The organism is Natrialba sp. SSL1 (assembly GCF_001861355.1).
Lineage (GTDB): Archaea > Halobacteriota > Halobacteria > Halobacteriales > Natrialbaceae > Natrialba.
Genome location: NZ_MASN01000001.1, coordinates 104722 through 116805 on the forward strand (window position 1 = coordinate 104722; position 12084 = coordinate 116805).

The following is a 12084-nucleotide window of genomic DNA, read 5'->3' on the forward strand; positions in this document are numbered from 1 at the left end:
CTCACCACTAGATGTCGATCCACTCTGCCTCCGGCGCGTTCTCCTTGATGAACTGCTTTCGCGGCTCGACGGCGTCGCCCATCAGCACCGAGAACATCTTGTCCGCTGCGGCCGCGTCCTCGACCGTGATCTGCTTGAGGATGCGATTCTCCGGGTTCATCGTCGTCTCCCAGAGCTGTTCGGGGTTCATCTCGCCGAGACCCTTGAACCGCTGGACCTGCGAGGGGCTGCCGTCACACTTCTCCTCGACGATTTTGTCTCGCTCTGCGTCCGTCATCGCGTCGTAGGTCTCGCCGCGATAGCGGATGCGGTACAGCGGCGGCTGGGTCGCGTAAACGTAGCCACCCTCGAGTAGCGGCCGCATGTGCCGGTAGAAGAACGTGAGCATGAGCGTCCGGATGTGCGCCCCGTCGACGTCAGCGTCCGTCGCCATGATGATCTTCTTGTACCGGACGTCCTCGACGTCGAACTCGTCGCCGATCCCCGCGCCGATCCCGGTGATCATGTTCCGGATCTCGTCGTTCTCCAGAATGCGGTCGAGGCGGTGTTTCTCGACGTTCAGAATCTTCCCCTTGATCGGGAGCACGGCCTGGAACTCCGGATTCCGAGCCTGCTTTGCGCTGCCACCTGCGGAGTCACCCTCCGCGATGAACAGTTCTGCCTCCTCGGGGTCCTTGGTCTGACAGTCCGCGAGCTTGCCCGGCAGCGAGGTGGACTCGAGTGCGGACTTGCGGCGGGTCAGTTCTTCTGCCTTCTGGGCGGCTTTGCGTGCTTTCGCCGCCTCGACGGCCTTCATGACGATGGCCTGGGCGGTGTCGGGGTGTTCCTCGAAGTAGGTACCGAGGCGGTCGTGCATGGCACCCTCGACGATTCCGCGGACCTCCGAGTTGCCGAGTTTCGTCTTCGTCTGACCCTCGAACTGCGGGTCGGGGTGTTTGACGGAGACGACGGCGGTGAGGCCCTCGCGGATGTCTTCGCCCTTGAGGTTCTCCTCGATATCCGAGAGCAGATTGTTCTCGTTGCCGTAGTCGTTGATGACGCGCGTGAGCGCCGTCTTGAACCCGGTGAGGTGGGTCCCGCCCTCGCGGGTGTTGATGTTGTTCGCGAAGGCGTGAATCGAGCCCTGGAGCTCCTGGGTTGCCTGCATCGCCACTTCGACGCGGACGTTCTGGTCCTCGTCTTCGAAGTAGATGATGTCCTCGTGCATTGCCGAGCGCGTCTCGTTCAGGTACTCGACGAATTCGCGGATGCCACCTTCGTACTCGTAGGTCTCTGCGACGGCCTCGCCGTCCTCGGTGCGCTCGCGCTCGTCGCGGAGCGTGATACGGACGCCCGAGTTGAGGAAGGCCAGTTCCCGAAGCCGGTTCGACAGCGTCGAGAACGACATATCGGTCGTCTCGAAGATATCGTCGTCCGGCCAGAACTGAATCTCGGTGCCGGTCTCCTCGTCTGGCTCCATGTCGCGGACGCGCTCCATGTCGCCGATGGGTTCGCCAATTTCGAAGGCGTGTTCGTAGACACCCCCGTCGCGTTTGACGGTCGTCTCGAGTCGACTCGAGAGGGCGTTGACGACGCTCACACCCACACCGTGGAGGCCGCCGGAGACCTGGTAGGACTTGTTGTCGAACTTGCCACCCGCGTGGAGGACGGTCAGAATGACCTCGAGTGCGGGGCGGTCGTACTCTTCGTGCGTGTCGACGGGGATTCCGCGGCCGTCGTCTGCAACGCTGATCGAGTCGTCTTCGTTGATAGAGACGGTGATCTCGTCGCAGTGTCCGGCCAGTGCCTCGTCGATCGAGTTGTCCACCACTTCGTAGACGAGATGGTGGAGGCCTCGAGAGTCGGTAGAACCGATGTACATCGCCGGCCGCTTGCGCACGGCTTCCAGGCCTTCCAAGACCTGGATCTGACCGGCTCCGTACTCGCTTTCCTGGGACATATAACTCTAAAACCTGTCTTCGGATAGCGGCCGACCCCTAATAAAACTCACGTACGCGCGCGAGCGCGAACGGCAGCGACGACTCGTTTCTCGCCCGCACAGCGTCGCTCTCAGCGTACACCTGTGGGCTATCCTCACCGCTTCTCCCACCTGTTCCGTGCGTGGAGATATGCAGTGGACAGGCAGGCGGGCCAGACGCTCTCCGCCTGTCCCTGCAGGGGTGAGCACCAGACTCTTTTTGACCGGGAGTTGAGCGCCGCATATCCGATGACCAGACCGAACTGGGAGGCAGACGAGCACGAATCAAGCGCGAAACACGACGAGCGCGGGCGTTCCGGCGACGGTGCAACTGCGCGAGATATCGTTGTGCACAACCCAAATCCGGACCGACGCGGACGATGGCTCTCGGTGGGTATCGTCGTTCTGGGAGCCGTCGCGATCGTGCAGGCGGTCGCCTTCGATATCGCCGCGAGTCAGCTCTGGAACGCGATTCTCGTCGGTGCAGCACTGATCGCAACTGGTGCGTACAACTACGCCAGGAGAGCGGACGCAGCGTTCGGAAGCGTCGGTGTCGCGACACTCACCGCAATTCTCGGCCTCTGGCTCGTCGCATCGCCGTTCGTCATCGGCTCCGAGACCGGCACCGTCGCGGCGGCGAACGACGTCAGCGCAGCAGTGATTGCCGCCGTCGGCCTCCTTGTATTTGGGGTCGGAAGTTACAGTGCCGTCACAGCACGGGCGCGGCGACGAGACGCTGCTGCTCGCGAAACTGCGGTGTACGACCGACGCGGGCAGTGATCCGTGATCTGGGACCTGTCACCGCCACTCGTTATCCGTTACCCGTTATCTGTTACCCGTCACCCGCCACCAGTCGGTCGCCGATCAGCGGGAGCAGCCGCCAAAAAAGGACTGTAACTGTTGGACCGCAACCGCGAGCGAACGGTGTTAACCGTGGATTCCCATCGCTTCGATCTGTTCCTGGTACCGATTCCGGATGGTGACTTCGGTCACCTGGGCCACGTCTGCGACCTCGCGCTGGGTCTTCTTCTCGTTGCAGAGAAGCGACGCAGCGTAGATCGCAGCGGCGGCGTACCCGGTCGGCGACTTGCCCGAGAGGAGTCCTTCCTCGGCCGTCTTCTCGATGATTTCGTTGGCCTTGGTCTGGACTTCTTCGGACAGTTCGAGTTCAGAACAGAAGCGGGGAACGTACTTTTTCGGGTCGACGGGGCGCATCTCGAGGCCGAGTTCCTGCGAGATATACCGATACGTTCGACCGATCTCCTTGCGTTCGACGCGTGAGACTTCCGAGATTTCTTCGAGACTGCGTGGAATGCCTTCCTTGCGACAGGCAGCATACAGCGCAGACGTTGCGACACCTTCGATCGAACGGCCGCGAATGAGGTCTTCTTTGAGCGCGCGGCGGTAGATCACCGACGCGACTTCGCGGACCGAGCGCGGGACACCGAGCGCGGATGCCATCCGATCGATTTCGCTGAGTGCGAACTGCAGATTGCGTTCGCCAGCGTCCTTCGTACGAATACGCTCTTGCCACTTGCGCAGTCGGTGCATCTGACTGCGCTTTTTCGAGGAAATAGAGCGTCCGTAGGCGTCCTTGTCTTTCCAGTCGATCGTCGTCGTCAGCCCCTTGTCGTGCATCGTCTGTGTCGTTGGGGCACCGACACGGGACTTCTCCTGCCGTTCCTGGTGGTTAAACGCCCGCCACTCAGGGCCTGGGTCGATTTTTTCTTCCTCCACGACGAGCCCACAGTCCTCACAGATGAGCTCACCCCGGTCGGAGTCCTTTACGAGATTATCCGATTCACACTCAGGGCAGGCACGTACCCCCTCCTGATCCTCGGTCTCGTCCTTCTCACGCGTTCGCTCCCGCTGGCGGGTGGACCGTGTCATCGCACTTTTATAGTAGTATCACCAGCATACATAAACCTTTGGTAACCTGTTTCGACTATTGACGGAAGACGCCCGAAATCACGACTTCTGAGGGCTAAGATACCTGGTTTACGATTTGAAACCGGAAAGCCTTTATCCGAAACTGGCCGACCACAGCACCGAATGCCGGTTATCGAGTGTGACGTCGACGACGCGCGTGAACGCCTCACAGACGCCGGTGTCCCCGTCGAATCCGGGAACACGGACCACGAGCGCTGGCGTGCGAGCCGCGGCGGCGCGACCGCCGTCGCCTACGACGACAAGATCGTTATCCAGGGCAGCGAGCCCCGGGTACTCGAGTCCATCCTTCGCGAGGGCGGAGGCCGAGCGCACGTCTACTTCGACGGTGGCGCGCGCGGGAACCCCGGCCCGGCCGGAATCGGCTGGGTGATCGTCACCAGCGAGGGGATTGTCGCGGAAGGCAGTAAACGAATCGGGCGCGCGACGAACAATCAAGCGGAGTACGAGGCGCTGATCGCTGCACTCGAGGCCGCGCGCGACTACGACTACGATGAAATTCACGTCCGCGGGGATTCGGAGCTCATCGTCAAGCAAGTGCGCGGAGAGTACAACACGAACAATCCGGAGTTGCGGGAGCGGCGCGTGACGGTCCACGAACTGTTGCGCGCGTTCGACGAGTGGACACTGGAGCACGTTCCCCGCGAGGTCAACAGTCGGGCGGACGAGCTTGCGAACGAAGCACTGGATGGCTCGTAAGCACGTCGGTCAGGCCCGCCGATGACCGATCGAACGCCGGATCAGCAAGCCACAAATCCTCGCGCACGAACACTCTCGTATGACTGCTGATCTCCCCGATACCGTCGTCGAGGATGCCGAGCGCCTCACTCGTCTCGCGCGCAAGACTCCTGATGAGAACGAGGCCGCAGCCTACGAGGGCCGCCGGGACGACCTGCTCGCCACCCACGAGTACCGCGCGCGCATCCGCGACGACGGCGACGCCGTCCTCGTGCTCCACCCCGCCGAGTGGCACGACAGCGAGGCAGGCGTCATCAGAACCGACCGGATCGACGACCTCTCGCGCGCAGTCGAAATCCAACTCGAGGGCACCGCCGATCCGGACGACTGGGAGACCGTCGACGCCGCCAACCGAGAACTCGTCGACGCAGTCTGCGAGGAACACGGCGACGTTCACGGCGAAAACGCGCGCCTACTCGCGGACTTCGCTGGCAATCACTACGCAAAGCCGATCACGTCGCTGACTCCCGACGAACTCGCGGAGTTCCGCTCCGAGTACGTCGTTCGAAACGCGTGGCCGACCGACGCGCAAGAGACTGCGCTCGCGGAGTCACTCGAGTTGGTGTTCGACGCCGCTGACGAACCGCACCCGGAAGCGACGGGAGAGGTGGAGCCGTCGACGGTGGACGATTCTGTCTCTGGTAACCGAGAGTAGGGGGTTGGAGAGGAGGACTGCCTTTGAAGACGCCTCTGGAGGTGAAGCGCCCGTGAGAGGGCGTCGAGTGCTGTACTGCGGTCGGTTGGAGCGGTGGTGTGCTCTTGTGACCGTCGCTGTACTGACGCCACACTACCCGCGATCTACCGTCGTACTGTCGCGCTGACCGCAAAACGGAGTACCGAACTGCCCGACAGTTCAGTAGCTGTTCTCGATGATCTCGCTGATCTCGTCTGCGCGGTCGTCGCCCGTGACGACCTTCGAGAGCGTCCAGCTGAGTCCGTCGAGGACGGCGTCGTAGCCGTCGTCGGTCAGCGAGTACTGGTTCGTTCGCTTGTCGAGTTCACTCTTTTCGACCAGCCCGAGGTCGACGAGTTCGTCGAGGTTTGGGTAGAGACGCCCGTGGTTGACTTCGGTTCCGTAGTAGTCCTCGAGTTCGCGCTTGATCGCCAGGCCGTACATCGGTTCCTTGGCGAGGATGACGAGGATGTTGTTCTGGAACGCTGTAAGTTCTCGTGCAATACTCTGTTCGCCGGTGATTGATTGTGCCTCTGACATACCTGTGCAAATGTCACCAGACTATTTAAGACTTGCCAACCATTCGGTAATATCGTCGGGTTAGATTGCATCTAACCGGTGACGATGAGTACAGGCGGGCCTGTACTCGGTGCCCGTGTGTGTCGGCTGTCTGGCAACCGTCACGTAGAATGTGAAACGTGATTAGGAAAGTACTTTTTGATCCACCGTGGAGAGTGCGGTGCATGGTCAATCTCTGGGAAGATATCGAGACCGGACCGAATCCGCCCGAAGAGATCTACGCTGTCGTCGAGTGTCTCAAGGGCGAACGGAACAAGTACGAGTATGACAAGGACGTGCCGGGCGTCGTCCTCGACCGCGTACTCCACAGCAACGTCCACTACCCCAGTGACTACGGGTTCATCCCGCAGTCGTACTACGACGACGAGGATCCCTTCGACGTGCTCGTCCTCGTCGAAGACCAGACGTTCCCCGGCTGTGTCATCGAAGCCCGCCCCGTCGCCCTGATGAAGATGGACGACGACGGCGAGCAGGACGACAAGGTCATTGCCGTTCCGACGGAGGACCCACGCTACGATCATATCGAAGACCTCGAGGACATCCCACAGCAGCAACTCGACGAGATCGACGAGTTCTTCGCGACCTACAAGAACCTCGAAGCGGACAAGGAAGTCGAGACGCTGGGCTGGGAAGACAAGCAAGCAGCCTACGACGCGATCGAGCACGCCCAGGATCTCTACGAAGAGAACTTCGAGTAACGACGTCGCTCTCTTTGCGTCGTTTCTCACCGTTTCTCGCCGTTGCTTGCGGTTTCTCAGCATTTCTACGTCGACCGACGCACGCCAGTTTGACACCGCTCGGCGAGTCGATTCACCGTGGTTATCCAGTCACGGGTGGCTCATGCATTATGAGCATGGGTAATTTTAACCCCGTGTAGGTGGTACACTGATCCGTCATGGCAGTAACCAACCCGTCCTCGCGTGAATCGGTACCGGTCGACGAGCAGGAAGCCGGTGTCGGCATGCATCACGTGACGGTCGTCCCAACCAACTTCGAAGCCGCCGAGACCGATACCGATTCCGTCGCCAGTGGCGATACCGACGGTCAGGACGACTGAGCCGGTTTCCGCGTTTGTGTGCCGTCCTCCTGCACTGTCTCCACATCGACCAGTTTCTCCTTCACACCACGAATACACCTGTTATAGTAACTCCGAGTCTGGTGACACTGACTCGACCCTTGCCGGGCAAAAACAACCACGAGGGTCGAACCTAGTCGAGGATAGGAGTACCGGGGTCTTGGCACTCCCAGCAGTCCCACCCGCTACAGACCACGAGCATCCCTCTCAGATTCGTACTGATTGGATGGTCGGTGGAGCTGTAAACCTAAAATCTCCAACGCTGAGCAAACCGGAGGTTTGCGACGTACGCGAATCCTCGATTCGCTTGACTCAGGATTCCTCCGTGTTCACGCGGAGGAGGATGTCAAACCGAATCCACCCACCTGCCATACCGAAATCGCTCACCCATCTGTCGTTCCGAAACCATCCATCTATCACACCGAATCCATCTATCTGTCATACCTGAACCCCACACTACTGCCATACCGAAAACACACTACCGATCAGACCGCCGCCGACTCCAGATTCAACTGAGAACGGTTTCGTCCTTCTCAAAAGAGTGTCCCGAAACGAACCTTCTTGTATACGGTTGAACTACGTCCGTCCATGGGTCTATTCGACCGGTTGCGGGGCGATGATGCCCCCCGCGTCGCATTTATCGGGGTCGACGGCGTGCCGTACAGTCTGCTCTCGGAGAACGAAGACCTGTTCCCGAACTTTGCAACACTCGCCGACGAGGGGACGGCGAGCGAAATCTCGAGTATCGTCCCGCCGGAATCGAGCGCCTGCTGGCCGTCGCTGACGACCGGCGTCAATCCCGGTGAGACCGGCGTCTACGGCTTCCAGGACCGTGAGGTCGGCACCTACGACACCTACGTCCCAATGGGTAACGAAGTCCAGGCCGACCGCGTCTGGGACCGCGTCCAGGAGGAGGGCCGGCGGGCCACCGTGCTGAACGTCCCCGTCACCTTCCCACCGCAGCGCAACGTTCAGCGGATGGTCTCGGGCTTCCTCTCGCCGGGTCTCGAGAAGGCCGCCTATCCCGACGACGTTCGTGACTATCTCGAGACGCTCGACTACCGGATCGACGTCAATCCGAAACTGGGTCACGAGAAGAACAAGGATGAGTTCATCGAGGACGCCCACGAGACCATCGACGCCCGATTCGAGGCGTTCGAACACTACATCGAGGAGGACGACTGGGACCTCTTCTTCGGCGTCTTCATGACGACCGACCGGGTTAACCACTTCCTGTTCAAGGACTACGAACAGGACGGCGAGTACAAGGACGAGTTCCTCGAGTTCTACCAGAAGGTCGACGATTACATCGGCCGCCTGCGCGAGGCACTCCCCGACGACGTGACCATGATCGTCGCCTCCGACCACGGCTTTACCAGTCTGGACTACGAGGTCCACTTCAACGAGTGGCTCCGCGAGGAGGGCTGGCTCTCCTTCCAGGACGACAGTCCCGAAGAACTGGGCGACATCGCAACGGAGTCGAAGGCCTACTCGTTCATCCCCGGTCGCTTCTACATCAACCTCGAGGGCCGCGAACCCCGCGGCTCCGTCCCAGAAGAGGAGTACGACGATGTCCGGGACGAACTCAAGGCAGATCTCGAGGCACTCGAGGGCCCGGACGGAAACAAGGTGGTCGAACGCGTGGTGGAAAAGGAGGACGCGTTCCGTGGCGATCACGACGACATCGCGCCCGATCTGGTTGCGATTCCGAACAAGGGCTTCGATCTCAAGTCCGGTTTCAAGGCCGACTCCGAAATCTTCACGACCGGTCCGCGAAACGGGATGCACAGTTTCGACGACACCTCGCTGTACATCGACGAGCAGAGTGCCTCGATCGGCGACGCCGACCTCTTCGACATTACACCGACGATTCTCGACTTGCTAGACATCGAGTACAGCCGCGGCGAGTTCGACGGCGCGAGCCTGGTCTGATCGCAGGTAGCTGTACCTCACTCCCGGACCGAACCCGATCTTCCTTCCTGTCCCGATTTGTCCGCCACGAACGCCTGCGAGTCGTTGTGCCGTCGATTCTCGTCGCTACCGTAACAAAAGACACCCACAGAGCGGCGTCTCGAGGACCGTCTCGTGCCTTCAACACGCCAGCGTTGCTCAACAGAGCAGATAAGTCATCTTCGACGAAACGAAAGGATGACCGTGCGCTCGCTGTCGTCTAGCTCTCCGATGGCCGTTGCAGGCCTGCTCATCGCGAATCTCGTGCCGTTCGTGGGCGTCGTGAGCTTCGGCTGGACGCTTCACTCACTGCTGGTGATCTACTGGCTCGAAAGCGGCGTCCTTGGCGCAGCCTACGTCGCAAAAATTCGCCGTGCTGAGGGAGCGGACAACCCCGAGACGCTCCCCGACTGGGAGTTCAGCGGCTTCGGGCGCTCGAAAGCACAGTCACTCGATGAGTTCGTCGGCATGCCAAATCGAGAAATCGCCTCGCACTTCGTCCGGTTCTACGCCGTGTTCTGGCTCTTTCACGGCGTGGTCGTGCTATACGGCTTCCCCGCAGAGAACCCCAGTATGGAGGTCGCGTCTATCCACGTCGTCGCCGTCGCAGCGGTCGGCTTTACCATCTCACACGCACTTTCCTACCGGATCAACTATCTCGGAATGCACGAGTACGAACACAACGGTCCGGTGACGGTGATGAGCGAACCGCTCCACCGTGTGGTCGTGCTTCATATAACGATCCTGCTCGCCGGAATCCCGATCGAACTCGCCGGCTCTCCAATCGGTGGCGTCGCCCTGCTGGTCGGCCTGAAACTGTACTTCGATTTCGAGGCACACCGACGAGAACACGAACGGGCACAGCGCTCGACGCCAGCGTCTTCGACTGGCTGAATCGGACCGACCCAATTCGCACCCGTTTTCCGCCCGGCGACGTACCGCCTACCAGAGACCACATGCAAGAAGTCATCCACGCCCAGGGCCACGAGAACGTCAGCGCCGAGCACGCGAGCACGTTCGAAGTAACCACCGACGACTATCTCACACCCGCAGGCGACTGCATCCTTGCTATCGACGCCGATCGGGCACCCGCAGACTTTGACCCCAACTTTATCGACGCCTGCCAGGACGCCGACGCCTCCATCTCCGTTACCATCGAGGCCGACGGCCACACCGAGACGGTGACCGGTCGTGGCGATCCGGCACTCGAGTACACCAACGAGCGAAGTGCGGTCGGCCGGACCAGTGAGTACGTCGACGACCGGACGATTATGGTAGGGGCTGAGTTCGCCGCGGAGGGGTTCGACCGCGATCTCGTCGAGGCGCTCGCGGCGGGTGCTGACGTGACGGTGACGCTGACGGTCGAATAGCGGGCTCGTAAGGACACCCCGAATCGGTCATACGGCCAGAACACCAATAGGGGAGAGCAGCAATCGATCAGTATGTCACAGCGCGTTATTTGTCCGCACTGCTCGACGAAAGTGTCGATTGACATCGATCGAAAGGTGCTCAGAACACGGAAGAAAACCGGTTCGATCCGGGACGGATACGACCGGTCGGCGACGTGCGCCGAGTGCGAGGAGAAATTCGCCTGCAAAGTCGAAGACCCGCTCAGTCACTGAGTGCTGTTTTGATGCTGTCTCGGAGAGAAAGACCGATAGTTACGCCGCCCGGAAACGAGTGTATGAGCGACGACTCGGATCCGGAGCCTGCCGTTAACATCAGTGGCGGTGTCTCGGGTGGCGGTATCGAAGCCGAGTTCGACCCCGAAACAGCGGATACCCGCGCGGAAGAAGTCGTCGACCGCCTCGGGGAGCGCTACTGGCAGAAGACCTACGGCGGACAGGACGCCTTCACGTGTCTCGTCCGAACGATTCTGAGCCAGAACACGAGTGACAAAGCAAGCCAGCCGGCACACGATGCGCTGATCGAACGCTACGGGCACTCGAGTTCGGGTGCGGACCTCGCCGACGCACTCGCACACGCCGAGCAGTCACAACTCGCAGAGACCATCAGTTCCGCGGGACTCTACAACCAGAAATCGGAGATACTCATCGATACTGCCGAGTGGGTCTGTGACGAGTTTGGTTCCGCGGCCGAGTTCGACCGATTCGTCACGGACGAAGCTCCCGACACTGTGCGCGAGACGCTCCTCGGCGTGCGCGGAGTCGGTCCAAAGACGGCAGACTGTGTCCTCCTCTTTGCGGGCGGCCGCGGTGGCGTCTTTCCCGTCGATACGCACGTCCACCGGATCTACCGACGCATGGGTATTGCACCACCCGAGGCGGACCACGAAGCGGTCCGCGAAGTTCTCGAAGCCGAGGTGCCAGCCGCGAAGTGCGGTTTCGGACACACGGCCACGATCCAGTTCGGCCGCGAGTTCTGTACCGCGCGACAGCCGGCCTGCCTCGAGGACCCGGAGGCGTGCCCGATGGCCGATATCTGCGAGCAGGTCGGTGTCTACCCAGAGACGGGCGAGGTTGTCGACCCCGCTGAAGCGCCAACGTAACCCGGTCTCCGGATCTGTCGCGGTCACTGCCAACCACTGCAGAGTTGGTCTCACGACTGCTGTGCGATCACTGTCGCTGTCTCCAGCAGTGTCGTTGCCACAGGGGTATTTTTGTACTCGAGTACCACACTCCCTATGGCACAACCATTGGCACTCCTGAAGACCGCCGTCTTTACCGTCCTCGTTCCCGGCACCGTCGCCGGATTGATCCCCTGGCTGCTCGGGCGGACCGATCTCGAGTACGACGTACTCGAGTCGCCGGCGGTCCAGCGCCTCGGCCAGCTCTCCCTGCTCAGTGGTGTCCTCCTGTACCTGCACACTGCGTTCCAGTTTGCGGACAGTGACGGGACGCCCTCACCGAGTGACGAACCGGACGAACTCGTCACGGACGGTGTCTACGCCTACAGCCGGAATCCGATGTATATCGGGGTCGTACTGGTTGTCGTTGGACAGGCGGTCCGGTACCGGTCGGCGCTCGTCGGCTGGTGGGCGGTCGGCTGTCTGCTCGGCTTTCACAGACGCGTCGTGAGCTACGAGGAGCCCCATCTGGCGGCCGAACACGGTGAGACGTTCGATGCGTATACAGATCGTGTCCCGCGCTGGCTTCCCCTGCCGCGGGTTCTTCGCCGAGTCGTCGACTAAGAACCGTTGGTCCT

Annotated in this window: 14 protein-coding genes; 11 read left to right on the plus strand and 3 right to left on the minus strand. The window is 61.0% G+C overall.

Annotated features, from left to right (window positions below):
* Positions 1-7 precede the first annotated feature (7 nt).
* The gene (gene gyrB / locus BBD46_RS00545) at positions 8-1939 is read right to left on the minus strand and encodes a DNA topoisomerase (ATP-hydrolyzing) subunit B (protein ID WP_071399826.1); all 1932 of its coding nucleotides are present in this window, start codon (positions 1937-1939) and stop codon (positions 8-10) included.
* Between the two features lie 267 nt (positions 1940-2206).
* On the opposite strand from gyrB, the gene BBD46_RS00550 reads away from it, so the two are divergent.
* Complete coding sequence (locus tag BBD46_RS00550) at positions 2207-2737, plus strand: SPW repeat domain-containing protein (protein ID WP_071399827.1); 531 nt, start codon at positions 2207-2209, stop codon at positions 2735-2737.
* Positions 2738-2884: 147 nt separating this feature from the next.
* Here BBD46_RS00550 and BBD46_RS00555 read toward each other — a convergent pair whose 3' ends face one another.
* Entirely contained in the window at positions 2885-3847 is a 963-nt protein-coding gene (locus BBD46_RS00555; protein WP_004213785.1) for a transcription initiation factor IIB, read from the minus strand.
* A 162-nt stretch (positions 3848-4009) separates the two neighbouring features.
* Here BBD46_RS00555 and rnhA point away from each other — a divergent pair, with 162 nt between their 5' ends.
* Positions 4010-4603, plus strand: coding sequence for a ribonuclease HI (gene rnhA, locus BBD46_RS00560; protein ID WP_071399828.1), 594 nt, complete (start codon positions 4010-4012; stop codon positions 4601-4603).
* Between the two features lie 79 nt (positions 4604-4682).
* Positions 4683-5297 (plus strand): DUF7108 family protein, encoded by a 615-nt coding sequence (locus tag BBD46_RS00565; protein WP_071399829.1) that lies wholly within the window; start codon positions 4683-4685, stop codon positions 5295-5297.
* A 198-nt stretch (positions 5298-5495) separates the two neighbouring features.
* Here BBD46_RS00565 and BBD46_RS00570 read toward each other — a convergent pair whose 3' ends face one another.
* Complete coding sequence (locus BBD46_RS00570; RefSeq protein ID WP_006168056.1) at positions 5496-5855, minus strand: PadR family transcriptional regulator; 360 nt, start codon at positions 5853-5855, stop codon at positions 5496-5498.
* 203 nt (positions 5856-6058) lie between these two features.
* Between BBD46_RS00570 and BBD46_RS00575 the strand changes: the two genes are divergently transcribed.
* The 8 genes from BBD46_RS00575 to BBD46_RS00610 all read left to right on the plus strand — a co-directional run bounded on the left by BBD46_RS00575 (position 6059) and on the right by BBD46_RS00610 (position 12070).
* The gene (locus tag BBD46_RS00575; RefSeq protein WP_006168057.1) at positions 6059-6592 is read left to right on the plus strand and encodes an inorganic diphosphatase; all 534 of its coding nucleotides are present in this window, start codon (positions 6059-6061) and stop codon (positions 6590-6592) included.
* Between the two features lie 197 nt (positions 6593-6789).
* Positions 6790-6951, plus strand: coding sequence for a hydrolase (locus tag BBD46_RS00580; RefSeq protein ID WP_071399830.1), 162 nt, complete (start codon positions 6790-6792; stop codon positions 6949-6951).
* A 606-nt stretch (positions 6952-7557) separates the two neighbouring features.
* The gene (locus BBD46_RS00585) at positions 7558-8901 is read left to right on the plus strand and encodes an alkaline phosphatase family protein (RefSeq protein ID WP_071399831.1); all 1344 of its coding nucleotides are present in this window, start codon (positions 7558-7560) and stop codon (positions 8899-8901) included.
* 216 nt (positions 8902-9117) lie between these two features.
* Entirely contained in the window at positions 9118-9813 is a 696-nt protein-coding gene (locus BBD46_RS00590; RefSeq protein ID WP_256374947.1) for a DUF6498-containing protein, read from the plus strand.
* 62 nt (positions 9814-9875) lie between these two features.
* Positions 9876-10289, plus strand: a complete 414-nt coding sequence (locus tag BBD46_RS00595; RefSeq protein ID WP_071399833.1) for a DUF371 domain-containing protein — start codon at positions 9876-9878, stop codon at positions 10287-10289.
* Positions 10290-10361: 72 nt separating this feature from the next.
* Positions 10362-10541, plus strand: coding sequence for a hypothetical protein (locus BBD46_RS23010; RefSeq protein ID WP_071399834.1), 180 nt, complete (start codon positions 10362-10364; stop codon positions 10539-10541).
* A 62-nt stretch (positions 10542-10603) separates the two neighbouring features.
* Positions 10604-11428 (plus strand): endonuclease III domain-containing protein, encoded by an 825-nt coding sequence (locus BBD46_RS00605; RefSeq protein ID WP_071399835.1) that lies wholly within the window; start codon positions 10604-10606, stop codon positions 11426-11428.
* Between the two features lie 135 nt (positions 11429-11563).
* Entirely contained in the window at positions 11564-12070 is a 507-nt protein-coding gene (locus BBD46_RS00610) for a methyltransferase family protein (protein WP_071399836.1), read from the plus strand.
* Positions 12071-12084: the final 14 nt, after the last annotated feature.